Source organism: Mucilaginibacter sp. (assembly GCF_025362475.1).
Classification (GTDB): domain Bacteria; phylum Bacteroidota; class Bacteroidia; order Sphingobacteriales; family Sphingobacteriaceae; genus Mucilaginibacter.
This window is the reverse complement of record NZ_JANYGH010000049.1, coordinates 56,833-83,758: the sequence shown is the minus strand read 5'-3', so window position 1 is coordinate 83,758 and position 26,926 is coordinate 56,833. Positions and strand designations below refer to the sequence as shown.

The 26,926-nt window shown below is 41.0% G+C and carries 16 protein-coding genes; 6 read left to right on the top strand and 10 right to left on the bottom strand.

The features are described from left to right. Positions 1-623 precede the first annotated feature (623 nt). The gene (locus tag Q0R88_RS16285; protein WP_295718013.1) at positions 624-4,802 is read right to left on the bottom strand and encodes a beta-propeller fold lactonase family protein; all 4,179 of its coding nucleotides are present in this window, start codon (positions 4,800-4,802) and stop codon (positions 624-626) included. Between the two features lie 299 nt (positions 4,803-5,101). Here Q0R88_RS16285 and Q0R88_RS16280 point away from each other — a divergent pair, with 299 nt between their 5' ends. Next, the gene (locus Q0R88_RS16280) at positions 5,102-8,515 is read left to right on the top strand and encodes an FtsX-like permease family protein (RefSeq protein WP_295718012.1); all 3,414 of its coding nucleotides are present in this window, start codon (positions 5,102-5,104) and stop codon (positions 8,513-8,515) included. Positions 8,516-8,900: 385 nt separating this feature from the next. Here the strand turns inward: Q0R88_RS16280 and Q0R88_RS16275 are convergent, their stop codons facing one another. From Q0R88_RS16275 to Q0R88_RS16255, 5 genes are all read right to left on the bottom strand, one after another. Then, complete coding sequence (locus Q0R88_RS16275) at positions 8,901-10,499, bottom strand: GxGYxYP domain-containing protein (protein ID WP_295718011.1); 1,599 nt, start codon at positions 10,497-10,499, stop codon at positions 8,901-8,903. Positions 10,500-10,815: 316 nt separating this feature from the next. Then, the gene (locus Q0R88_RS16270; RefSeq protein ID WP_295718009.1) at positions 10,816-11,643 is read right to left on the bottom strand and encodes an alpha/beta fold hydrolase; all 828 of its coding nucleotides are present in this window, start codon (positions 11,641-11,643) and stop codon (positions 10,816-10,818) included. A gap of 142 nt (positions 11,644-11,785) precedes the next feature. Continuing rightward, the gene (locus Q0R88_RS16265; protein ID WP_295718007.1) at positions 11,786-15,514 is read right to left on the bottom strand and encodes a sigma 54-interacting transcriptional regulator; all 3,729 of its coding nucleotides are present in this window, start codon (positions 15,512-15,514) and stop codon (positions 11,786-11,788) included. A gap of 187 nt (positions 15,515-15,701) precedes the next feature. After that, a complete protein-coding gene (locus Q0R88_RS16260) occupies positions 15,702-16,355 on the bottom strand; it encodes a Crp/Fnr family transcriptional regulator (RefSeq protein WP_295718006.1) in 654 nt (217 codons plus the stop codon). A 234-nt stretch (positions 16,356-16,589) separates the two neighbouring features. Further along, positions 16,590-16,922, bottom strand: coding sequence for a hypothetical protein (locus tag Q0R88_RS16255; RefSeq protein ID WP_295718004.1), 333 nt, complete (start codon positions 16,920-16,922; stop codon positions 16,590-16,592). Positions 16,923-17,343: 421 nt separating this feature from the next. Here Q0R88_RS16255 and Q0R88_RS16250 point away from each other — a divergent pair, with 421 nt between their 5' ends. The 3 genes from Q0R88_RS16250 (at position 17,344) to Q0R88_RS16240 (ending at position 21,681) form a co-directional block, all read left to right on the top strand. Further along, on the top strand, positions 17,344-17,886 hold the full coding sequence (locus tag Q0R88_RS16250) for a GNAT family N-acetyltransferase (RefSeq protein WP_295718002.1): 543 nt from the start codon (positions 17,344-17,346) through the stop codon (positions 17,884-17,886). A 93-nt stretch (positions 17,887-17,979) separates the two neighbouring features. Then, positions 17,980-20,310, top strand: a complete 2,331-nt coding sequence (locus Q0R88_RS16245) for a histidine kinase dimerization/phosphoacceptor domain -containing protein (RefSeq protein ID WP_295718000.1) — start codon at positions 17,980-17,982, stop codon at positions 20,308-20,310. A 21-nt stretch (positions 20,311-20,331) separates the two neighbouring features. Beyond that, on the top strand, positions 20,332-21,681 hold the full coding sequence (locus Q0R88_RS16240) for a sigma-54 dependent transcriptional regulator (RefSeq protein ID WP_295717998.1): 1,350 nt from the start codon (positions 20,332-20,334) through the stop codon (positions 21,679-21,681). 80 nt (positions 21,682-21,761) lie between these two features. On the opposite strand, the gene Q0R88_RS16235 is transcribed toward Q0R88_RS16240, so the two are convergent. Continuing rightward, positions 21,762-22,562, bottom strand: a complete 801-nt coding sequence (locus Q0R88_RS16235; RefSeq protein WP_295717996.1) for an alpha/beta fold hydrolase — start codon at positions 22,560-22,562, stop codon at positions 21,762-21,764. 129 nt (positions 22,563-22,691) lie between these two features. On the opposite strand from Q0R88_RS16235, the gene Q0R88_RS16230 reads away from it, so the two are divergent. After that, on the top strand, positions 22,692-22,931 hold the full coding sequence (locus Q0R88_RS16230) for a hypothetical protein (RefSeq protein ID WP_295717994.1): 240 nt from the start codon (positions 22,692-22,694) through the stop codon (positions 22,929-22,931). A gap of 283 nt (positions 22,932-23,214) precedes the next feature. Here the strand turns inward: Q0R88_RS16230 and Q0R88_RS16225 are convergent, their stop codons facing one another. After that, a complete protein-coding gene (locus Q0R88_RS16225) occupies positions 23,215-23,919 on the bottom strand; it encodes a response regulator transcription factor (protein WP_295717992.1) in 705 nt (234 codons plus the stop codon). Continuing rightward, positions 23,907-25,208, bottom strand: coding sequence for a HAMP domain-containing sensor histidine kinase (locus Q0R88_RS16220; RefSeq protein WP_295717990.1), 1,302 nt, complete (start codon positions 25,206-25,208; stop codon positions 23,907-23,909). The genes Q0R88_RS16225 and Q0R88_RS16220 overlap by 13 nt, the downstream gene beginning before the upstream one ends. A gap of 216 nt (positions 25,209-25,424) precedes the next feature. On the opposite strand from Q0R88_RS16220, the gene Q0R88_RS16215 reads away from it, so the two are divergent. Beyond that, complete coding sequence (locus Q0R88_RS16215; protein WP_295717988.1) at positions 25,425-26,120, top strand: TlpA disulfide reductase family protein; 696 nt, start codon at positions 25,425-25,427, stop codon at positions 26,118-26,120. Positions 26,121-26,416: 296 nt separating this feature from the next. On the opposite strand, the gene Q0R88_RS16210 is transcribed toward Q0R88_RS16215, so the two are convergent. Further along, a complete protein-coding gene (locus tag Q0R88_RS16210) occupies positions 26,417-26,803 on the bottom strand; it encodes a cupin domain-containing protein (protein ID WP_295717985.1) in 387 nt (128 codons plus the stop codon). Between the last annotated feature and the right edge of the window lie 123 nt (positions 26,804-26,926).

Sequence of the window (26,926 nt, the reverse complement as noted above, 5' to 3'; positions counted from 1 at the left end):
CCATATAAAATATTGCAAGCCAGCTGGTTAAGAATCGTGTTCGATTCCCCTACGGGCTACGAAGCCGCTTTACGAAAGTAGAGCGGCTTTTTGCTTGTATAATAAAACATTAGCGAATCAGCAGAGATAAATTATTACTTTATTTCCGTCCATTGTATTGAGTGTGGGCACTCAATACATCGTTCGGTCAAGCGAGAACCTATGGCCGGGCGGGAGCAAAAAAAAGATATAAGCCACTTAGGGTTATCCGCAACAAGATGAATATTGCACTTTATAGGAGATTTGCAAATATTGGCCAACTTGATTATTTAAGATGATTGTTTCTATTGATTTGATATTCACCATATTGGATCTATGTCTAAAATTTACTTGCTTTTTTTCGTGAGTTTTTTTCTGGAATTTTACCTAACATAATAATTTACAGATTGTATGTCCTATATCCTTTTTTTTTTGAAAAGAAGTATTCGGTTTATCTCAATTCTAGTACCGTTTACGGAGCAAAGCCCACCACAAACGTGGCACTTTAATTTTATTGTGATTTATATTAAAATGATGGGAATACAACCGCCACAGTCGGAATTAAATGACCGGGGCTTCCTGCAATCCTTACAGGATATTCAGTACTACCGAATAATAGCAAGCCATCCCGAAAAAACTGATTGTTCATTTTTAGGGTCAATAATATAATAGTACGTACCTGAAGATAATGCTGTTCCTTTATAGGTGCCATCCCACGGGATGGGATATCCTACGGATGAAAATACCTTTTCCCCCCAGCGGTTAAATATTATAACGGTGGCTTTAGGATAGTAGTCAAGGTATTTTACATCCCACGTATCATTAATTCCATCGCCATTTGGGGTAAATGTATTTGGGATGGATAGTAATGACAAGGATGGTTCGATGGTTAAAATGCCTGGAAGATAAGTAAAAGTATAATTGGGAGAAACTGCATCACTAGCCAGAATAGGATATTGAGCGATTGGTGACTGGGTGGTGGCGGTGGTGGTAATAGTAGGCTGCGAGCTAAGTTGTCCTGGCCCATCGTTGTTTACAAAGCCGAGATAAGTTACTGTTAAAGCCGGATTAACTGCACCATAAGGCTTTGTTTGATTATTCGCAGTAATTGTTAGGGGGGCCGGGCTTACCCTACTGATAGGGATTAATACATTTACGCTGGTTGTATTATTAGTGCTTACTGCAATATTGCCGCTGTAATTGCCTACCGGTGTAGTTGCTGCCAACCTTACATATACGGGCGCCGATGAAATACTTCCATTACCGTTTATAGTGGTTTGGGTATTAAAGGCTGTTCCATTGCTGCTTACCTCAAAACCGGTGGTCGGGGTTACTAAGATTCCGCCGGAGATATTTGTGCCGGAAACACCAAAGCTTTCGGCGGTTGATGGCGTGCCGTAGATGGTTGCTAAAGGAGTTAGATTGGCGGTTGTTGTTAAGGTGGCTGGTATAGGTTTTGGGCTTACTGTAATGGTAAATAAAATAGGCGTGCCATTACAATTGGTACTATTTAAAGGCGTTACCATAATTGTTGCAATTATTGGGTTGGCCGTATTATTTACACTGGCAAATGAAGGAATATTTCCCGTACCGTTTGAGGCCAGTCCTACACCGGGCGTATCATTAACCCAATTATATGTAGTTGCTGTTCCGCTAAAATTAACTGGGGAAGTTGGCGCGCCGCTTGTTAGGATTTGACTTATTACTGCGTTTACCGTCGGTATCGCTTTAATAATACCGCTTACAACAACTGGCTGGATTGTGGCGCCTGTTGATGTTAGGTGAACGTTGCTGGAGATGCTGCCGGCAGGGGCTATGGCTGATGATCTGACATAAATAATGGTATTGCTTACCGTGCCGCTGGTTTGTGTTAATGTAAGGCTGCTGCTATAACCGGTTGTTGCATTAAGCGATATTTCAAAGTTTAAAGGCGCAGTTGCTGTGATGTTCGCCGTTAACCGGCTACCCGAAACTGTAAATTGCTGAATGTTTGGAGAAACTAATCCCTCGCAACCAATAATATTGCCCGTTACTGTGCTTGCTGTTATGGATGGTGTTGATAATGGATTTACGGTGATGGTAAAGGTTGTTGGAGTGCCAACACAACCAAACCCAGCTGAAATAAATTTACCTATGGAAGCAGGTGCGTTACCCACAGGTATGGTATTTATTACTGCATTATCTTGAGTATTGATAACCGAAACTGTATTTGAAGTTTGATTGGCCGTATATAACCTACTGCCATCGGGAGTTAATGAAATACCTTCCGGTTGGTATCCTACAGGGATTGACGTTATTAAATCATAAGTGGCAGTATCATATACTAAAATCTCATTATTGCCGATATCAGATATATAGATTTTACTGCCATCGGGACTTATACATATTGCCTGTAAATTGGTGCCAACATGTATGGTTTTTATCAATGTGTTATTTACAGTATTTATCACCGATATATCTGTTGATCCGGCACTTATGACATATACTCTGCTGCCATCCGGGCTGATTACTAAATCCATGGGAATTACTCCCACAGGTATAGTAGCTATTAAAGCATTAGTGGCGGTATTTATTACATATACATTACTCGTAAGCGCACTTGCTGCATATAGATAGGTTCCGTCGGCACTAAGGCGGATCCCGTTAGGATTTGCACCCACTAAAAAAGTGTTAATTACTGTACCTGTGGCAATATTTATTTCGGATATGGTATTCCCACCTGGATTTGACACGTAAAGCTTGCTATCGTCAGGGCTTAATATAGCCTGGTAAGGACCCTGGCCAACATTTATAGTTGAAGTAACCGTATTGGAGCTTGCACTTATAACAGAAATATTATTAGAACCCAAATTTGTTACATATACCGTTTGTCCATCCTTGCTAATGGCTACACCTATGGGTTGTTTCCCGACTGGAATAGTTGAAACTATTTTGTAAGTAGTAGTATTAATAACAGATACTGTGTTATCGTTAAGATTGGTTATGTAAGCAAAACCTCTAGGTATAGGAGTAACAGTAATATTAGCTGTAACTGGCGTACTGCCAGTGTTTACCGCTGTAAAAGGACTAATATTGCCTGTTCCCGAAGCCGCTAAACCTATTCCCGGCGTATTATTGGTCCAAGTGAAGGTACTTCCTGTACCTGTAAAATCAACTGCTTTAGTTAATGCTCCGTTATTTACCGTTTGATTGGGCACGATGTTAACTGTTGGCAATGCGTTTACAACTCCGGCAACGGCCACGCTTTGATTTGCGGCTCCGGCCGAACTCAATATTACACTACCCGAAATGTCACCGGTATTATCTGCCGCAGCCGATCGTACATATATTGTTTTCTTTAAACTGCCACCCGATGGGGCAAGGGTTAAGCTACTGCTGTAGCCATTACCGGGCGAGAGCGAAACCTCGAATCCTTTAGGTGCAGCGACGGTAACAGCAGCGGCTAACTTACTGCATGTAGCGGTAAATTGTTGTATGTAGGGCAAGGCTGATGGCGAACCTGCGCAGGTTGAGATTTCCCCGCTTACAGGACCGGCTGTAATAAGCGGAACAGCCGCTGTTGGCTTCACGGTTATGGTAAAAGTAACCGGAGAACTGCTACAGCCAGGGCCGGCCGAAACGAAGTTTCCGTATGAAAGTGCGCCTGTCACAGTGGTAATGGAATTAGTTACACTATTATTGGCTGTATTGATAACGCTGATCACACCATTTTGATTTACGGCGTAAGCCTTGGTGCCATCCGGGCTTAGGTATATACTAAATGGCGATTGACCGCCCGGCAGATCGATGGTTGCAATTACTGTTTTTGTTTGATTATCAATCACGGACACAGAGCGCAAATCCTCATTCACCACATATACTTTTTTATCGTCGGATGATATGGTCATAGCTATCGGGCCTAAGCCAACACCAATAGTTTTGATGAGTTGGTTCGTTGCTGTGCTAATTACAGAAACGGAAGCGCCACCTCCAGTTATATATAATTGGCTGCCATCATGTGTAATTGCGAGTGAGGAGACACCTTGATCCAGTGGGATTTTGCCAATTGCCACGCCGGTATTAGCATTTATAACCGATATGAAGTTTGAGCCTTGATTTGCAACATATAACTTACTGCCGTCAGGACTCAGGACTATACCTAGTGGGCTTTCTCCAACGGCAATGGTTGCAGTAATATTATGTGTTGCTGTGTTGATTATATCAACTGTACCGTGACCAAGAATGTCAAAGGGGTGTTCATTTGTAACATATATATTATTTCCGTCGGGGCTTATGGTAATGCCGCGCGGGGCAGAATTGTTGCCGGTAGGTGTGTAACCCTCAATAGCGTATGTAGTTGCGTTGAGTGTTATGACAGCGTTATTAGATGGGTCTGTTACATATATAAATTTTCCGTCCGGGCTTATGGTTTCGCCAAATGCATGAAATGTGGTTGTTGTGTTATTTATGATTTGGTTGGTTGACAGATCAATTACAGTCAACTGCCCGATGGTACTAAAAATATAGGCAAATCCAGCAGTAGTTGGCGTAGCGGTAATTGTAGCAGTGACGGGAACATTTCCTGAATTTATTGCGGTAAACGCCTGTATGTTGCCACTGCCGCTTGCGGGCAGCCCGATAAATGGATTGTTGTTTACCCATGTATAATTACAGCCCGCCCCTGGAAAATTTGCAGCTGCTGTTATATCTCCATTGGTTACTGTTTGGTTTGATTGCGCAGATGTTTGCGAGAGGAAAGAGAAAAAAAATGTTGTAAGCGCCACAACATATATAAGCCTCGTCATTAAATAAGGTATAGGTTCAGATACATTTCAATTCTATAATATGTCAAATTTATAATTATTTACCACAATTAATAAACAAGATCAGGAAATGATTTTTTTGCTTCGATTGTCTAAAAAATAAATCCCCTACGGGCTACAAAGCCGTTTTACGAAAGTAGAGCGGCTTTTTGCTTGGTATACTTATTCGCAACAATACAGCAAACATAGGATTAAGCAGAATAAACATATATATCATCGCATAATTTTGTATATGTCAATATGTTGTAAATTTGGAACAGCCTTTGGGCTATTTGAATTACTTGAATCCTGATATATTCCATATTAACCTGTATCATGTGGCCGCCATGGCAACCCTGTTTTCGGGGTTTACACTCGCGCTGCTTTTAGCATTTGCAAAAAGGGAAGGCCAGGCAGCCAACCTGTTTTTAAGTGCCGCTTTAACTGTAATTGTATTGAAGACTGGCGGGCTTTCACCGATTTTTTTACCGGCGCTGGGGCCGCTATTGTATTTTTATGTGCGGCGGATGACGTCACCAAACCTACAATTTGGCCGAAAGGATGTTCTGCATTTTTGCCCTTTGCTGGTTGCGTATTGGATGCCGGGCTGGTTGGTGCTAATTTCGGTTGTCATTTATTTATACCTGTCGCACCGGATGATACAGCATTTTTACAACAGCTTGGAGCCGGTGCTAATGGATAGGCCGCGCTTTGCTTTCCGCCGGTTGGATAAGGCCTTGCGCCTGCTCGCCTTGCTTTGCATGTTATGGCTGTTTAATGATGTCTTGAGTTTTACCGTTGCTTTTGTGCTTATTGGCGTGGCTGCCGAAGTGATGCTAAAATTGGATAGCAGCACACAACTTGCTACGCCGATAACAGATAGATATGATGCAAAAGAAAAAAGCCGTAGGCTAAAGGAAGCCGTAGCCGCAAATGGTTTTTACGAGGATGCCGAACTGACGTTGACCTCCCTGGCAGTGAAGCTGAATATCCATCCGCACGATTTATCGCGAATTATTAATGTGGGGATGGAAAAGAACTTCAGCGACTTTATTAATGAGTTCAGGGTTCGTGAAACTGCCCGGAAGATGCAGGACCCGGCCTACGACCGGCTTACACTGCTGGGTATCGCCTATGAGTCGGGGTTTAATTCCAAAACAACTTTCAACCGGGTTTTTAAAGAGATGACCGGCAAAACCCCGGTGGAATATAAGAATAGCTTGAAAGAAGAGGTACCAATTGATAAGTTGGCACCCCGGTTACGAATACCGGCGGTAATATTGCGTTCAGGAAGCCCGCCAGGTTGGGCTCCTGTAAAATTAAACCGCAATTATATGATTAGAAATTATTTCAAAATTGCCTGGCGCAACCTTATTAATAACAAGGTATTGTCGCTCATTAATATAGGTGGCCTTGCAGTGGGCATGGCAGTAGTAACGCTGATTAGTTTGTGGATTTTGGATGAAGTATCATTTGATAGGTATCACAATAATTACCACCGTATAGCCCAGGTAATGCAAAATGTAACCATTAATGGCGAAGTGAAAACCTCATTTCATGAACCGTACCCTTTGGCAGCCGAGCTACGCAAAAATTATGGCGGCGATTTTAAATCTGTAGCAATGTCGACCTTGCCGAGAGATTATATACTGGCTTTAAACGATAAAAAACTGAACAAGCAAGGTACCTTTATGGAAGCTGGCGGACCGGACCTGTTTACATTAAATATGCTCAAGGGCAGGCGCGATGCTATAAAGGACCCATCATCTATACTAATATCCGCGTCGACAGCTAAGGCATTTTTCGGGAATGAGGATCCCATGGCTAAAGTATTAAAGCTGAATAATCTGGATAACCTGAAAGTAGCCGGCGTTTATGCAGATTTGCCTGAAAATACCACGCTTGCCGGTCTGGCTTTTATTGGTTGCTGGGACCGCCATGCAACAGATTACAGATTGAGCGGAATGAAGGAGCCATGGGACCCAGGCATTGTTAATTTATATGTTCAATTGGCTGACAATGCCGACCTCGGGAAAGTGTCGTTAAAAATAAGAGATGAAAAGCTGCGGCATTTAAAACCGCTTTCTGCTAAAACAAAACCGGCGCTGTTCCTGCAGCCAATGAGTAAATGGCATTTGTATAGAGAGTTTAAGGACGGAAAAAACATCGGCGGCGAAATACAATATGTGTGGCTTTTTGGCATTGTAGGTGTGTTTGTACTGCTGCTGGCCTGTATTAATTTTATGAACTTAAGTACAGCCAGATCTGAGAAACGCGCGCGCGAGGTAGGTATCCGCAAGGCAATAGGTTCATCCCGCAGCCAGTTGATTCAACAGTTTTACGGTGAATCGTTACTTTGTGTATTACTGGCATTATTAGCCGCCTTACTACTGGCACGATTAAGTCTCCCCGCGTTCAATCAACTGGCCGGTAAACAGATAGTTATTCCATGGAACAGCCCGGCGTTTTGGCTCGCCGGCATTGGCCTTAGTTTGGTCACCGCTATTATCACCGGCAGTTATCCGGCGCTCTACCTGTCGTCATTTAAGCCAGTAAAGGTATTGAAGGGGGCGTTCCGGGTTGGGCGGCTGGCTTCAGCCCCGCGTAAAGTACTGGTGGTACTTCAGTTTACAGTTTCTATTGTGCTCATCATCGGCACCATTGTAGTTATCCGGCAGATAATTTTTGCCAAAGACCGCCCTGTAGGCTACAGCCGGGACAGATTGGTGGCCATCCCCCTCCGAACTATTGAACTCCACCAACATTTTGATGCGATAAAACAGGCCCTTGCAAGTAACGGCACAATTACTGAAATGGCCGAAGCAGATGCTCCGCCTAACAACGTTGCTGGTACTACCAGCGGCGTGGGATGGCCTGGAGAAGATACTAATCTGGATATCAATTTTGGCCAGGAGGATATTTCATATGATTATGGCAAAACCATTGGTTGGGAATTTAGCGGAGGCCGTGATTTCTCGCGGTCATTCCTTTCCGATTCAGCAGCGGTAATCATCAACCAGGCGGCAGCTGATTTTATGTCCATGAAAAAACCGACTGAAAATTACATAACCTTTTATGGCCAACAGTTTAAGATCATAGGCGTAACTAAAGATATCATTAACCGTTCACCTTATGAACAGGTGCAACCTATGGTTTATTTTTTGGCGAAATGGGCAGGAGGTTGTTTACTGCTAAAGATAAACCCGAAAATGAGTGCAGGTAAAGCTATTAGCAACATCGCTTCGGTGTTAAAAATTGAGAATCCCCAACAGCCATTTGAATACCACTTCGTTGACCAGGAATACGCCAAAGAATTCGGTAATGAAGAACGCATAGGTAAGCTGGCTACTGTCTTCGCCGGCCTTGCTATATTTATCAGTTGTCTCGGGCTGTTTGGCATGGCATCATTCATGGCCGAACAGCGCGTTAAAGAAATAGGTGTTCGCAAGGTGCTTGGCGCTTCAGTGTTCGCCCTGTGGCAATTGTTATCGAAAGATTTTGCCATACTGGTGTTTATTTCAATAATTATAGCCTCGCCTGTGGCTTATTATTTTATGCACAACTGGCTGCATAACTATCAGTATCACACCGATGTAGCATGGTGGATATTTATCGTTACAGCTATTGGCGCTATACTAATCACATTAATAACGGTAAGCTTCCAGGCTATAAAAGCCGCATTGGCAAACCCGATAAAAAGTTTGAAGACAGAATAACAAGCTCTGTATGCCGCCTTTTTATTTACCAATTAAAGCAAGCCTTTTATTAAAATCATGACAAACATGATAGATTTTTGTTAAATAAAAACAAGCCTCTGCGATTGGAAGAGTGTTTTTAAAACACTATAAATTAATATTTTATATTTATCAACACGTGGCTAACAATCTTAAATCTGTTAAAAAGAGGTTCGAACCGGTTATTGGGCGATTTGAAGTGATTGGCCAGTTAAAAATTGTTCACTTGTAATTTACCCAACGTTAAGACAAGGCATTAAAAAAGGAAACGAAGATTTTGAGACCGAACAAGCGAACAATTAAAAAAAAAAGCATTTCAGCCCCAACTTAACTTATTAAAGAACTGCCCATCTTTTCTAATATTTTTCTATTTCGGATTAAATGAAATGCCCTTTTCCTCGCGAATAAGCTGAAAAAGGTGATCAGGGCGAACTATTACATAATCTTCAGTAAGCGAACTAGCCACGTTTTTAAAACTTGTTGGCGATATATTCGTCCAGGGCTGCGCCTGTATGATTATGAAACGTGGTGAGGTTTTGTTCCAGCCAGCGGCAGCTCTGGCGATATGATCTTTCATCGCCTGTTCAGTAGTACAATAGTTACAGGAAAGTGCCATTCCCGGTAAGCTGTCATTATAAATAGTAAGCCCGCCTCCTGTGTTCTGGGCTGTTACACCAAGCAACAATTTTGCCTGACTGGCATAGATCTTCCCAACATTTAAGTTAATACCGCCAACGATAGTGTTCCAGATGGTAATTACCCGTAAACCAGCACGATGATTATATTCCTCAGTTTTAGAAACGAACTGTTTTAGCAAATTTTCATCAGACCAGGTATTAGGATAAGTGTAACCATAGCCAGACGGTCCGGAAATCAGATTATCATTGCTGGTGGACGTTTGCCAATAATAGTTAAATGCACCAGGCATTGCATCCAGCATAGCAGGTGACACAGTCCATCCCATTGGAACAGCACCCCGGTCTGGATTATTCCAAAGTTTACGCATCAAATGCTCCGTAAATTGTAAATTGTCTCCGTCACTCAATATAAATGCAACATAGATCTTGTTTTTGAGTGCTGGTTTAGGGGGGATTGGTTTTATTTTTACAATTCTGGAAGTACCACTGTGTACCGTTAGGTTAGAACACCAATCACTTGCTACGGTTGCAATACCATACCTTGAAGCCCTCTCTACCCCTGGCCCTTCCTGTGGCCACCAGCCCATAAAGATTGACCCGGGAGACATTGAAGATAGAAATTTGTTTAGCAATTCACTTTCACCCGGAACTTCAGGATCGAGCCATATTACTGCAGAGCCCAATGCTACTGCATATTCACGAAGGGCCGCTTTATGCGCATTAGGATTTAATCCGATTAATAAACGGTGATCAAGATGGGGCCAATATATATCATATAGCGATTGATAAACTTCCAGCTTACTACTAAATTTCCCCTGCAAATCAAGTAAGACGGGCAAATTATAAGGGGGAGCAGTTAGTTTGGACAACAATAAAGGTGAGGCAATTAGTGCACCTTTGCTTTTTGCAAGTGCCGTGGCCAGGTTAATTGTATGTTCCTGGGCGGGATCATAAACGATCAAACCTGAAATTTCACTCCGGTATTTAATAATCAAGTCCCATTTGTCTGCAGGTTCAGACCAACTCAAACCCAATGACTGCAGCCATGTGTGCGGCCCTTCAGCGAAAGCATCACCTTCATATGAGAATATACGTGGTTTAGTTCTGTTTACGACACCCTTTAACGAAGCAAACAGGTACATTTCTGCTGAAGAGTAAGGAGAGTTTTGACGGAGTGTAATTAAATCCTGAACCCGCGCAGGCGCTGGGAAAGATGGAAGCAGCTGACCATGCGGCCATTTGATCTGGCCCATGCATGGCGTGACAAACAAATAGAACAAAAGAAAGCATACAGCTTTAATTCCAAGCATATTGGTCAGTTTTCTCATCTGCTAAATATAAAGTTAACATACATCAATTTTGCCTAAATCGGAATTTATTAAAAGTTGCAACTAATGTTTCCCTGGATATTTTTCATTAGGCCCGGAAAAAAACGTAGTCCAAGTTTGTAAGTGTAAGTTAGTTTTAATAGATCCGTGATAGGTGTAATTGAAAGCATAAAAAGACAGTTTACAATTTGCTGATACTATTTTCGGCAATGCTTATACAACAGCAGGTTATTGAAACGCCAAAATAATTCTTGCAACAAATATTAAATGTTGCAAGAATTATTTCCTGAATCTCTATTGTTGTTCTTGTGCTTGGCTATTGGCCTATTTTAGTTAACAATATCGCCACGGAATCTGGTTTTACCAGGAATGATGAGTGGCCGGTATTCAATTGATATACCGTTTTTACGTTGGATGCTGCAATCATTCTGGTCTGAAGAGCCGGAGAAACCACGTGATCCTGTAAAGTTTTGATATAAACCTTCTCAACAGAGCCGAAATTTGCGGCTGTGAGCGTTACCGGAGTATTGAATGGGATTAGAGGCTCAATGCGATAATTTTGTAATACAAGATTTTGAGCCTGAGTTGAACCATCCTGGATAAAAACGTTCACAATTTGGTTGTGTAGCACATCGAGAGTTCCATTAACAGTATCTATGTTAAGTATTGGTGTTCCATTAATTTTACCTCCAAGCGCTGACCCGGCATCAGTGCTGGCAAGGGCAAATAACGATTGACCAGAGGTTGGCAAATAAGCAGATAGATAAACTAACTTCTCGATTTTTGTTGGTATTTGTTCAGCAACAGACGAAATAACCATACCAGCCAGGCTGTGACCAACCAGGATAACTTTACCGTTAATTTGGGAGATAGCATTAAGTACGGTAGTGGTGTAAAGGTTTAATGTAATTGCTGATAGAGCAGTTTGATCACTCCCGTGGCCCGGTAGTTCTACAACGGTCACATGGTTGCCTTCATTGATCAGGGCGGTCTTTACCGCGTCCCATACGTAGGGAGCCTGCCACGCACCATGAACAAGGACATAGTTTTTGGAAATTGGTTTTACATCATTCTTTTTTGAGCAAGATGAAAACAAAAGCGTAGCCGTAGCTATAGAAAGTAAGATTAATAAGAGTTTTTTCATGATTTGAGATGCCTAATTGTTTAGGACGCCACAAACATCGGGTTTGCCATCCCGGATAATATTAACCGAGGTTAAAATCGGAAAATGATAAAGAAAATAACTTGTAATAGCGTTGAAGAATATAGAATTTGCTTTAATTTATTCAAGCATGTTCCCGTTTGATATCAAGTCTTTTCATTTTCGAATAAAGGGTGCCGGCCGGTACGCCGAGTATTTGGGCGGCCCCGCCCTCACCAGATAATTTACCGCCACAATATTTCAATATTTTTAAGATATGATCCCGTTCGTTTTCATCTATTGTCTTTAAAGAAACTTCATCTGCACCGGTAGTTTGCGCTATTTGCCTGCTTGAAGGAAGATGGACCTGTTTAATTGTATCTCCGGACGAAAGCAGTACACTTCGTTCAATCAGATGTTCCAACTCACGGATATTACCCGGCCAATTGTAGGAAACCATATCCTGTAAAGCGCGGTTACTGAGGGTCGTGATTTGCCTCCCCGCTTTTTTCGCAAACCGGCGAATAAAATAGCCTGCCAAAAGAGGAATATCCTCCCTGCGATCACGTAATGCAGGCAAGGAAATTGGAAATATATTTAATCGGTAATAAAGGTCGCTTCTAAATCTTCCCTCAGCAACTTCTTTTTCAAGGTCCCGGTTTGTGGCTGCTACGATCCTTACATCAACCTTTATCGTTTTTCTTCCCCCAACGCGCTCAATTTCTTTTTCCTGCCAAGCCCTAAGCAGCTTTACTTGCAAATCAAGCGGCATCTCGCCAATTTCATCTAAAAAAAGCGTGCTGTTATTGGCGAGCTCAAATTTCCCCAGGCGCTGTTCTGTAGCTCCTGTAAAACTACCGCGTTCGTGCCCAAATAGCTCACTTTCTATCAGGTTAGGCGGGAGGGCCGCGCAATTCACTTTAACCATCAGTTTGTTTTTTCTAGGGGAGTCGTTGTGAATAGCTCTGGCAATGAGTTCTTTACCAGTACCGGTTTCACCCAGTATCAATACTGTACTGTCTGACGGGGCAACCTGGGAAACTAATTTGAATATTTTTTTTATTAACGGACTTTCTCCGATGATGTCACCATAATTTTGAGTTGTTTCAATTTCTTCTTTAAGGTATATTTTTTCCTCCTCCAGTTGTTGTTTATACTGTTTGATTTCACCAAGCTGTTTATTTATTTTTTCATTTGCTGAAAGATTCGATACAGTTATGGCTATCTGAGAACAAATACTTGTAAGAAGGTTGAGCTGATCGGAAAGTTTAGTAAACGTATCTGAAAGATCAATAAACAGTATGCCAATCAATTCGTTTCCCAATCTTACCGGTAAGCTCATAATTTCTGTCAACCCAATTTCTTTCCAAAAATGAACATACTTCGGCGCATTTTTCATTTCGCTGAGTTTCAAGATATTGTGCATCATCGGCTTGTTGGCTCTGATCATTACATCCATCACATTATCATTGATAGCATATTTTCCACTAACCAGTGCATTGAAATTTGGGAAATTGGTCCACTCGGCGCTGGAATCATATAAGTATGGCGTATGGGTTACTTTATCATCGTTAATAATGTGCATACTATAACCCTTGATAATACCCCATTCTGTGAACTGAGCATTAATAATTGTAGAAACTTCCCGTGTGGTTTTCACCGAGGCAATAGCATTACTGAAAGCTAATAATCTTGATTTTTCGTCTTCCCGCCTTGAAATCTCACTATTAGCGATAATGTTGGAAATTGCAACTGATATTTGATGTGATAAACCCTTGATCAAATTTTGCTTGCCTGCATCCAATACAATATCATGATCGTAGAGAAGGATCCAGAATCCGAAAGCCCGATCACCTTTTGAAAATCGAATAACAACTGCATTCTTTAAACCAGATTCATAGTTAATTTTCAGGTACAAAGGCAAATCGCCATTGGCAGAGCTCATCAGCTCTTTAAGGTTGAAAAGCAGTGGTTCCGGGGTTTGTATGCATTTATCTAAAATATTATCCTGGATCGGATACCTCATTTGGCCAGCCTTAATATATTGGGGGTGAGAGGTAGATTTTGCTTCCGGGTCCCGGAGAAACCCGCTTACCGTAGAATCTTCGTTAATGGTTACCACTGCCGTATGAGAAAAATTTAACAGGTATTTTAAGCGTTGGCTTATCACTTTAAGTAATCCGTTATTGCTGCGCACTGAAGCAATATCAACACTTAACGACAAGAGTAAATCCCTTTCTTTTTCCTTTTTTAGGATTTCTTCGTTTGCCAGAATATTTGATACGGCTGTTGATAATTGATAGGAAACACCTTTAACAATATCTAAATCACGGTCTGGATAGTCGGTATTAGTTTCCAGATTTATATAGAGTACGCCAATGTTGCAATTATCGTCTCTTAATGCAATGCCTATTCGCTTTCTAATTCCCGAATTATATAGGTACTGCAGACAGGCAGGCTCCTTTGTAAGGTCGGCAACTTTATTCAAATTAAAGTGCACAATCCCATCCGCCTCCATAACTTTGTTGAAATACCCGTCGCTATATTCGAATCGAACAGGCCCATTGCTATATTGCGCTAAATTTTCTCTGGTAAAAGCTAAATCTGTTGATAGGAATATATCGTGAGTTTGATCATCATTGTTCAATACCATGATGACGATATTCTGAAATTTAAATAGTTTTTTAAGATTGATTTGTATAACCTGAAGAAGGCCCTTTTTATCCTTTATTGAAGTTATATCGTAGCTCAATTTCAATAGTAACTCCTGTTCATTTTGCCTGGCCTGAATCGTTTCATTGGCTATAATGTTACCTACAGCTATTGAAAACTGATTAGCGATATCCTTGACAATATTTATATAGCTATGGTCTACTTCATCATGCTCACCCAGGCATAATGCCCAAACGCCTATAAACTGGCCAGCTATTTCCAAACTTTGCATAACAACCTTTCGGATACCGCTTTCGTAGTTTATTTGCAAGTATTCCGGGATGGTCCCGCGTGCAATAAGTTGTTCCAGGTCAAAAATTTGAGGTTCTCTGGCCAGTATTACTTTATTAAAAATCTGGTCAGAAATAGTGTATTTAGCATAAGTAACATTCTTGTATTTGGGGTGAAACTTTGTTTTAGACTCCGTATCCTGCATGAACGTGCTCATCGTAAGTTCATCTTCATTCACAGTAGCCACCCAATGGTGGCGAAAGTTGAAAAGGCTTTTGAGTTTGTAATGTATAATTCTAAGCAGGTCTTTTTTCTCCCTGATCGTGGCAAAATCGATATTAAGGGACTGTACAATTTCTCTTTCGCGGTTACGCGCATCAATCTCCTCATAGGCTTTTACGGAAAGAACGGCGAATGTTAATTGGGCGGCGACCTGGTCGCAAAGCGGGGGCATTAAAAAATGTCCATCCCCTTCTTTTTTCAATAGGATGATCCAAACACCAATAACCGCAGTTCCTTCATATAAATGAAAGGTGCAGGCGTCAAAGTTTTCAGCAATCCCTGCGCCTGTGAGGTAAGGTTCAATGTTCCCGCTTAGAACAAGTTCATCGAAATCAATGATTTGTTGACGAGCCTCTACCTGGAGGTTATTAATCCTATGATCGAAAGGTATCTTGCCGGTGAAAATTTTCTCTGAGAAGTGATTGCTGTTTTCTGTATCGCCAAAGCCTTTTAAAAAATTGGTTATCTCCCTTCCATCATTCCCAAGTACAAAAACAGTGGCGTATTGATATCCAATGGCTTCCTTTAATGAGCTACTGATCAGGCTGTTTAACTGATCTCTGTTTCTTATCAATGCGATTTCCCGGCTTAACTCCAGGATAAGCTGCTGCTGATTGTCAAAATCCCCTAATGTCAGTGGTGTCGTCATAACTTAAAAACAGGAGTGAAAAACATAATTCCAACACTTATTCGTGATGGTGTATGTAAATTTCATGCCAGGTAATTAAACTATTTGTTATCAATGGATTAGGTAATTTGCTGTCGGAGTAAGCCGTGGCATATCCCCGTTCTGACCGATGGCCGCGATATATCACGGTCATCGGTCAGAACGGGGATTATCCTGCAATTGGCATTTCTATACGGTAAACGGGTATTGATTTAAGATTTTTTCTTATCCTGCTGAGTGAGGGTGGCTCGATCCCAATATAAGATGCCAGGTACTTGTCAGGAAACATTTGTAATAGATGCGGTTCATTCCTCAACAACTTATTGTACCGGTCGCTCGCCGAGAGGGTCAGCAGGTTGAAAACCCTGTCATAAGCTGCAATGAAGGCGTATTCATGGAGCTTTCGTAAACACTGCTCAAAAATAGGGTTAGGTTCAAATTTAGCATCAATTTCGCGGTGCCCGATCCTTATCGCCCGGATATCTGTCAGCGCCTCTATATACATCGTTGCCGGTGTTTGGGTAAGAAAGCTTTTGTAATCTACAATGAAGAGATTTTTGAAATCACTTTGCGCTTCATTAAAATGAAAGGACCAGGTAATGGTTTTCCCTGCAAAGTCGGTATAATAGGACCGTGCCTTACCGGATACGATAAAATAAACGTACTGCGTGCGCTTTCTCTCGTTAAATATCGTATTCCCTTTAGGAATAAGCACATCTTTGCAGCTATTTAGAATGATCTGAACCGCTGCCTCGTCCAGGTTGACCAACTTCCCTAAATAATTCAGCAGGGGCATGGCATTGATGGGATAGGTGTGTCTCATTGTTTTGGTTTTCTTATGTTTGATTTGTTCTGCTACAGCTATTCATTTTGCCAGGCTTATAAGAAAGGGTGGATAAATCCTCCGAAAAGCAATTAATGACAACCACCATGACTGCTGCAAAACGTATAAAACTTGTGATCAGGAAAATATATAATTCCATTATTAATCTATTTAAGGCACCATTTTGTGGCTTTTTTTAACCGTTGTTGTTGCAAGCATTACATGCTTTAAATCTCAAATACCAGAGGCAGCGTTATGGAATAGTTGCTTTGCTTCCTTATTACCGTTCCGGCGTGACAATTCAAAAAAGGCTTTCCCCAAATCAATACCAACCAGCAAGCCCTTGCATCCATCCGTCGTTTCAATGGCCAGGATGAATTTTGCGCCATTCCTGCATGGACCCATGATCGGACACACTTTGTTAATATTTATTTCTTCTAAAACATACGGTCTGTTTTCCTGAACGCCCCAGAGTTGGATTTCGCCATATAATTCGAAATCGTAGTAGTAGCCCTCTTCATGTAGTCCGATGACCATTTTGGCCAAATGGTTCAATGTTCTTTTCATAAGCCCTTAATAAATTAATTTATGAATTAATCAATGCACATATTCCCCTTAACCATTGTGCTGGCTTTTATATAAACTTCATGCCAATATTGCAACTGGCTATAAATCAATTAATTGGAAAAATTCAACTTCACTAAAACAGTTGATATCTCAAGGCTAAGAGGTTTGATCCTGATATTTCAACATGAGCCGTTTATGTGAAGAAAACAACGCCCAGCGTTCATTACAGGGCAAATAATAAGCTCTGGCACCGGGATGTTCTCCTGAAGCATCTGATTTCCGGTTGAAAATGATACTATTTATTAAGCTTGAAATATCAAGACAGAGGGCGCATCTATTGATATATCAATAACAAATGATCGTTGGGTAAATCGCTAATAGCTTATTCACAGGTATTTAAATAACTGGCACGACATTTACATTGCCCGATGGCGAATACGGTCATTATAAATTAAATAGCTATATGGTATATGTTAGAAAAGCAACCCCGGCGGATTCCGAGCAGATCAGGTCTATAGTGGAACAAAGCTGGGAGATTGCTTTCACGGACGCTGCGGCCCGGAAAAAGATTTACCGGATGATCCGGGAATTCTACCCGCAGGGAAAATTGAACCACGAAATCAACCATCATATTTCTGCTTTTTTGCTGGCAATAGATGGGGAGTTGGCCGTTGCTTTTGCTTCTTATAAATTTGATCCTGTGGAGGAAACCGCCTGCGAACTTATCTCGCTGTATTGTTTACCGCAAACACAAGGAAAAGGCATTGATGAGTTGCTGATTAATGAAATTATAAAAAATACCATCGCAGCGGGCGGCAATAAAATATTCGCCGTGCTTACCCATGACAACGGTCCGGCCGATTTGCTGAGGAGACTGAACTTCAAGCTTATTAAAACTGATGATCAGCAGCGGGAGCCGGGAATGTTTGTCATGGCAAAAAATCTTGAAATTCCATTCAATTAAATCACTGAGTATCTTTGCGTCAGCTAGTGCAATAGGATAGCTGAACATAAGGAATTAGACTATTTTTACACTGAATTTGACAATAAACACCTAATGGCCCCAAAAACTGGCACCATCGCAAAGCGCTTAATTATCACCACCCTGATGCTATTATTGCATTTTGCTGCCCCTGCCCAATATTATCCGGCGCCAAAACCTGTAAACCCTGAAAAAGAAAACCATCTATTAACGCTCCTGAAAAAAAGCAAAGCTGACATCCATAGGACGCACTTGTTGCTGAGCCTGGCCAATATTAACATTAACAAACCTTTAAGAGAAACAATAGATCTTGACCGCGCGATGAATTTTGCAGAAGCCGCACGTGAATTAAGCGCTAAATTGCGTGATACATCCGGTTACAATAATGCCCAGCTTTACCTGGCGGAAGTATTTACCCTCCGGAATGATATGAAATCTGCTGAAAATATCCTGCACTTGCTTAATGATACTTCAAAAATTGATTTGTTACTAAATTTGAGCTTTAAATATTGGTTGAGAGAAAAACCCAAAAAGGAAGACGATTGGAAAAAAGCTTTGCTTCTTGCCGAACAAGCAAGGCAATTAAGTATCCGGTATCATTTACCCGCAAAAGAAATTTTGGCGCTGAAAGATATAGCGATGGTTCATGCCGACCAGGGAAAGTCTTCGGCCGAGCCTGAATTACTGAAAGTGGTTGAGCGATATAAGGCCATAGGCTATCCGCATTTGCATTATACTTATTACCAGTTGGCAGAATTAAATTGGGTAAGGGGAAACCCGGAAAAAGCCCTGAATTACATCACCCAAACCATAAACACCATGAAAGCAACAGGGGACAATAGTGCTGCGGGTGACTTTTATGTAATGAGGGGGAACATCAGTATCAATGAGGAGGATTATCAAAAAGGTGCTTATTTCTACAATATTGCTGTAGATAGCTATAAAATTCATGCCGGGAGATCCAGTTTAGCCGACCGCCGGGTGTTTGGCCTGGTTCCCAGGGCCTTGCGTAAATTGAAAAGATACGCGGAGGCTTTACGTTATGTTAGAGCGGCGATGAAAGATTATCCGCCAATAACCACAACTGATGAAATCACCTATGATTCAATTATAGGGAATATCTACCGGGATATGAAAGTTTATGATAAAGCGGGCACCTATTTTTTGAGGACTTTACAATTGAGCAAAAAGCAAAATGGGATGGAAGATATGACCGCCTATAACGATATTGGGCAGCTTTATGTGGAATCCGGGCAATATGCAAAAGCAAAACCATATTTAGACATGGTGTGGAAAACCATTGGCAACCAGATGACTTCTGCAGCTAAGAGCCACCTGAATTATATGCTTTACCTGGCTGACAGTGCTGCCGGAGATTACCGCGCGGCGATGAATCATCTGGCAGATTATCGCGGCCTGGAGGAGTTTAATTTGAGACAGGCCCAAAACAAAGAAGTGAAGCGGTTGGAGGTGCAATATGACGTAAAGGAAAAGGAAAATGCACTAAAAATTAAAGACCAGCATATTGCTTTACTGAATCAAAATTACAAGCTTCAGGAAATTAAAGTTAAGCAGTCCAAACTGGAAAAGAATATCACCATTGGGGCCATACTTGTGTTGTTAATATTTACCGGCCTTCTGTATAAGCAGTACAGAAACAAACAGCACACCAACCGGGTCATTACTAAAAAAAGTGCAGAGATATTGCATAAAAACGAGGTTATCAGTCAAAAAAACAGGTATTTAGAACGTTTGCTGCACGAAAAAGAATGGCTTATCAAAGAAGTACATCACCGGGTAAAAAACAACCTGCAAACCATTATCAACCTGCTGGAATCGCAGGCCGCTTACCTTGAAAACGATGCCTTGAGGGCGATAGAAACAAGTCAGAACCGTATATACGCCATGTCTCTGATACATCAAAAACTGTATCAGGTAGAACATATTCAAACCATCAATATGGCCGGGTATATACCAGAACTCATCCTATACCTGAAGGATAGCTTTGACAATTCTGAGCGGATCGATTTTCATCTGGAAATTGATTCGCTCAACCTCGATGCATCAATTGCTATACCCATTGCGCTGATCATCAACGAGGCTTTAACTAATGCCATCAAATACGCATTTCCGGACGACCAACCTGGGGAGATTGCTATTTCCTTACACGAACAGGGTGAAACCTTAAAGCTGGTTCTGGCTGATAACGGCATCGGAATGGACAAGGGGGCCATCGAGGCAAACACAAGTTCCCTGGGATTGCAACTAATTAACGGACTGACCAAAGAAATCCACGGGGATATCAGCATTGAAAGCAGTCCTGGTGTTAAGATCACTATATGGTTTAAAAAATATCCGCTTGAGTACGCCAGCCTTTTACAAACTAATGGTGAAGCGTCAGCTTAATCGGTATCTTATCTATTGATTATGAACAAGATACTTATTGTCGAAGACCAATTTATAGAAGCTAACAGCCTGAGGATTTGTCTCAGTAAAGCAGGATATGCGGTTTGCCCGATAGCTGCTTCAGTAGACGAGGCCCTGAAAATTAAAACCAAAGAGCATCCTAACCTGGTTTTACTGGATATCCGTTTACAAGGTAAATTAAATGGCATAGACCTGGCCAAAATACTGAGATCAGAAAATATCGCCTTTATATTTCTTTCCGCCAATTCAAGCAAAGAAATTCTAAATGCGGCGAAGGCAACCCGGCCCTATGGGTTCCTGGTTAAGCCCTTCAGGAATAAAGATGTGCTCGTAGCTATTGAAGTGGCCTTGTATCTCCATCAGCAAAACCAGGAAGCGATTCTTTCAAAATCCGATGATGCAGACTTAAAGGAAATTATCGGCATAAGTCCCAAAATGAACGCGGTGCTGAATAATATCAAAATAGTAAGCAATTCCTCCATATCAGTTCTGATAACGGGAGAAAGCGGCACCGGCAAGGAACTGGTAGCACAAGCTATTCACCGTATTTCGGCACGCAGATCAAAACCGTTCATCGTAGTAAACTGTGCCACGCTTCCTGCCAATCTTGTTGAGTCAGAACTATTCGGCCACGAAAAAGGCGCATTCACAGGGGCCAATGAAAAAAGAACAGGGAAATTTGAACAAGCAAATGAGGGTACTGTTTTTTTAGATGAAATAGGAGAATTGCCCCAGGATATGCAGGTTAAGCTGCTTCGCGTATTGCAGGAACAGGAAATCGATGTTATCGGAGGAAAAAAAAGAAAAATAGATGTGCGTATTATCGCTGCCACTAATAGCAATCTGGAAGACGAAGTTGCCGCAGGCCGGTTCCGTTTGGACCTTTATTACCGGCTTTTTGTATTTCCTATTATGCTGCCTCCGTTGAGGGAACGCAAAGAAGACCTGGTATTACTGGCCAATCATTTTTTAGCGTTTTATTCGCAAAAAGAGAAGAAACCCGTTGTTAAACTCACTGACCAGGTAATACAGACCATGCTGAATTACCCGTGGCCTGGAAATATACGTGAACTTGAAAATTTAATGGCCAGAAGTGTCCTGTTAACAACCAACGGCATAATTACGGACCTCCACTTTCCGTCCTTTCAGAAAAACAGTTCCGGCATTTTGCCTGCGACAGAAACCCGGACAATTGAGGAAAATGAACGGGCGTATATCGTTAGTATTCTGATTAAATGTAACGGGAAGCTCCAGGGGGCCGGCGGGGCTGCTGAAATGATGGACATGAATGTATCAACCCTCAGATCAAGGATGAAAAAACTGGGCATAGAAAAGACCAAATACGCTTGAGCCAAACTCTGGTTAAAAGAAAGCCCGCCGGGAGTATTATCCGGCAGGGCTTCGGCATTAAACTAAATGAAAAATATTGATTATTTACTCTCTGTAATGATGATGTCGGCAAGTTTATCCGGCATAGAAATGAAAGGGGTATGGCTACTTTCCAGTGTGTATACTTTATCTATCTTGCTGTTTTTTACCATATACTGTTGTGCAGGATAGCTGATGGCATGGTCATTAGTGGTATGGATATACACCTTTTTGATGCTGCCAAAATTCTTTTCAGTCAGGTGTACTGGTGTAGCAAGAGGTACCAATGGTTCTGCTTTAACATTAGCTGCGATGTAGTCCTGAACTTGCTGAGGCGCATCTGCGGCAAAAATATCTGCTGCACCTTCTTTAGCAATTATGGCAGCGCCATGCTCTTTATCTATAGTGAGGTATTTGCTTATATGAGATCCGGCATCCAGTTTAGCAAGTCCTAAAAGACTGTCACCATCGTGTGGAAGGGCCGCCGCAAGAAAAATTAGTTTGTGTATTTGTGCGGGGATTTCTTCTGCAACCTGGCTGATCACTAATCCGGCAAAACTGTGTCCCACTAAAATCACATTCGTGCGGGTGCCGATTGCTTCTTTTACCTGGTCAACATAAGTTTTAAAGGTGATACCTGCGAATGATGTTTCGTCTTTTCCGTGGCCTGCAAGGTTAACAGCGATAACCTCATGACCCTGTGCTTTCAATAGCGGTACTACTGCATCCCATGAAGATACATCTGCCCATGCGCCATGGACTAAAATAATTGTTTCCATTTTTTTGTTTGATTGAGTTGGTGTTGCGGCAAATGAGGTGAAACCCAGTACACTCATTGCAATTGTTAATAATAAGTTCTTCATGTTTTTATTTCTTGAAATGTTTATTTGTTTTGACAGGACAAAGCTATCTGCAAGAGAGCGGGCAAATATTAACATGGGTTAAAATCGTACTGGCCTTATAAAATAAAACTTCATTCATTTTATAATTAAATGAAAACCCGGCCGGGTCTAAGTATGCCAAACTGTAGGGAATCAGGTCAGTTTATCCGCGTACTATTCCATGTTTCTAGGCAAATAAAATTCGTAATCACCGAAAAGAATGACGTATTACAGGATGAAGGCGAAGCCTATGCACGTAATCTGGATGCAGGGGGGTATACAGCCGCTAACAGGTATAATGGCATGCCCCGCGATTTTTTAATTATTGATGTGTTGCACCAAGTGGGGTGAGATTACGAAGAGGGAAGAAAACAATAAATGGAATTTTTGAAAGGCGCAAACGGACAGCAATCGGATGATTCCGCAAAACTTGCTCAGGCACTGCTTACGATTGTAAGTGAGGAAAACCACCTTTCAGTTTTCTGGCCGGAGCAGGTGCGGTTGGTACAACAGAACACGTTGTTTCTATCCTCAAAGAGTGGGTATTTCAGGCTGTTGAATTTATGATTGTAAAAATGCTGCACAAGTTAGACTTACCATAAATCAGGGGTCAATTCATTACTTAACTGTTTTTTTAATCCACCAGTTTATATCCTCTTCCCCTAACGTTAACAATTTCTACCCTGGCGTCATTCAATAAATATTTGCGTAATCGCGTAACATACACATCCATACTTCTTGAAGTAAAAATAGTGTCTTCCCCCCAGATCTTTAACAGGGCTGTTCTTTTATCAAGCAAATCATTTTTATTTTCAAGCAGTAGTTTGAGTAGTTCCGCCTCCCGTTGTGAAAGGTTTGTAACTACATCAGCTTTATAAATAAGTTTAAGGCGGGTATAATTAAAATGATAATCGCCTATAGTGGCATTGGATTCCTGGTCTGATATTATAATAACCTCTTTGGTTGCCTTGGCTGTTCTGCGAATAAGGCCTTTTATTCTAAGGATCAACTCCTCCATGCTAAACGGCTTTTTTATATAATCATCAGCACCAATTTCCAGGCCTTTAAGCACATCAGCGGTTTGTGTCCTGGCAGTAAGAAAAATAACCGGCACAAGTTCATCCACTTTTCTAATATCCGCAACTAACGATAAACCGTCTTTTCGAGGCATCATAATGTCAATTAAACAAATATCAGGCTTGTCATAATTAAATTTACTCCAGCCGTCTACTCCATTTGTTGCAATAGCAATTTCAAAACCGCGCTTTTCCAGCGTTTCTTTAACAACCATTGCCAATATTTCCTCATCCTCGACCAATAGTATTTTTATTTTTTCCATATCGATGGGAATTGAATTGTAAAGGTTGTACCAACCCCCGGTTTACTTTGAACAAAAATCTTCCCGTTTAGCAAGCCGGTGAGTTCTTTCACATAGCTTAACCCAAGTCCAAAACCTTTAACATCATGTAAATTACCGGTTGGAACCCGGTAAAATTTATCAAATATAAAAGGAAGATATTGAGCATCTATTCCTAAACCATTATCCTGTATCTTTAACTCCCATCCGTTAGTGATGCGGCTTATGGCTAATTTAATTTCAGGGTCGGTTATAGCCTTATATTTCAAGGCATTATCAATCAAATTTGAAACAATGGTATCAATAATATACCTGTCACTTATTACTGCAGCGTCCAACTCATAAGTAAAAGAAATGTTCAAATAGAACCTGTCTATGATCTCTTTTATATATGATTCGAGCTGGATTGGCTCTAAATTGGCAAGCTTTTTATTCCTCTCACACCGGGTAATATCCAGAATGCGGTCGATGTTATTTTCCAGTTTAATTAAAACTGACTGATTGATCTTCAAATAACGTAATGTTTTTTCCTTATCCTCAACCTCACCAAATTTATCCAATGCTTCATGGGTAGATTTTAAAATAGAAACGGGCGTGCGCAGCTCATGAGTCATGTTATTGATAAAGTTATTCTTAATATCATCTAATCTTACCTGCTGCCTTATTACATACCACATATACCAAAGGCAACCTGCCGTCAAAATAATAAGGAACAAGGAAACGGAAAGGGAAACAAGATCATGCTTGATGAAATAATACCTGCTTAATTTGAAATCAGCATAAACAAGAGAACTATTCTTTGAGAAGTCAGGGTAACCCACTACTACATGTGCATATAATTTATTGGTATTATTAATGGATTTAAGTGAGAGAAAAAACGGCAGATCGATCTTGTTTTTTTTTAGCTCGTTTGCAAAAAGGGGTTTTAAATCATTCAAGTCTACCGGTTTGGCCATTAACTGCGCCATCATCCGGGCCATCATTGTTTTGACCATTTCCATATTAGCACCTGTTAAGTGCACTTTACCTTGAGAGGGCTGAAAGGGTAAGTGATTTTTAACCGCGTTGTTAATTGGGACTGTCTTTTTTATGGGAGACAGGCTATCTGGGAACTGCTTTGCATCCATAGAAACTGAAACGGTGGAATCTCCTGGTTTAAAATTCAGATACCGGTTGTTTTGTTTAATCTGGTAGCTGTTGATACTTTTTTGCAAAGCATTTGAAGCAATTGTATAAAAATTATCTTCAGTTATTTTGAATGTATGCAACATCCAATAGACCTGAAAAATGATGATTCCGGCCCCCGTGCATATTGCTATTATAAAAATAAAACCTAATCGCTTGTTCATTGGGCACACTCTTCAGCAACCAAGGTACGTGAAATGTTTTTTATATATGTTTCGGTTAACAGTGTTTAACACTAATTAGTACTGCGTTAACAAAACTGTAAAAAGGACATCTGTAATTTTGAGAAAAATTATAAAAACATGAAAAGAATATATTTAATTGTAGCGGCGATGCTATTATTACGCTTAGCAACCTATGCGCAAACTGCATCCCAATCTTCCGGTACGGCTGCAGATACAAGCCATGTAATGTTACAGCCGAATGCGAACACTGCTTACTTCGATGAAGACAATCGGAAGATCGACGCTGCACAATTCACCACTAAACTACAGACTGGTCAATTTTCATTTGAGCCAAACGTAGTCAATGGTATATTAAAAAGCATGCAGCTGAAAAAGTCAGAGAAGGTTGTAAAGCCAGGAGGTACCGCACCTGCTTTTTCTGCAACTGATCTAAATGGCAAGGAATACACGTTAAGCGAACTTAAAGACAAAGTAGTAGTGTTAAACTTTTGGTTTACAAGCTGTGCGCCTTGCAGGATAGAAATCCCGGAGTTAAACAAGCTTGTTGAAAAATATAAGAAAGATGAAAATGTAGTTTTCATAGCTATAACCCGGGACCCTGCTGCAAGGGTAAAGGATTTTCTGGCTAAAACAAAATTCGACTTTAATGTAATAGCGGATCAGGCCGCACTGATTAAACAATATGGTATTTCGTTTTTCCCTACCAATATTGTTGTCAAAGATGGGCGTGTTGCATTTATATTAGCGTCATATAGCCCAAACAGCGTTGATCAGTTAAATGGAGTTATTGGGGCACTAAGAGGTCCAAAATAAATTTAACTTTCGCAAAGAACAGTCGATCATCAAACACCTGTGTACTATTCCACCCCTATTATTTGACTACAAGCTGTTATGATGAAGTATCACCTAAGGGTCTCGGCATCAAAATTCATTGTCGCCGCAAGCATCAAATCGGCTTCAAAAAATAATGAGCAATAAGGGATCAGTCGAAAAGTTGAGTGGTTAGAGCAATCTTGCAGGGTATTAAAAAATTGTTTTGCATTAGAATAACTTATTCAAATGCAAAACAATCTGATAGAGTTGGATATTTCTTAATCAAATCTTCTGATTTATTCTTTATTATAATCAATATCCGTAACGGGCGTCAGCCATACTGTACCAGTTTGATCTGTGGGAACAATAGCGATATGTGTCATTGCACTTTCATGCGAAGCGCCGTGCCAGTGCTCCACGTTCACAGGAATCTTAACCACGTCACCTGTGTTAATAATCTGAATGGGCTTCCCCTTTTCCTGGTAGTAACCAATACCGTCAGTAACTATTAAAATTTGACCGTAAGGGTGGCTATGCCAGTTTGTACGTGCTTTCGGTTCAAAAGTCACTTTGGCTATTGTACTGTTTAGGTGATCATCGGGTTTTACTACCATGTTTACCCAAACGCTGCCTGTGAAATATTCTTTAGGTGCAGGTTCACCTTTTGCTGTTATAGAAGTCATTTTGTTTTTTTTTATTGTCGTTTTTGATTTAAGCCATCATTTGCAGAACTGAACATAATAAACATATAGCTATCGGTATTCCTTCTCCTATCTTCATGAAGCTATCGTCTTTAATTATTGTTT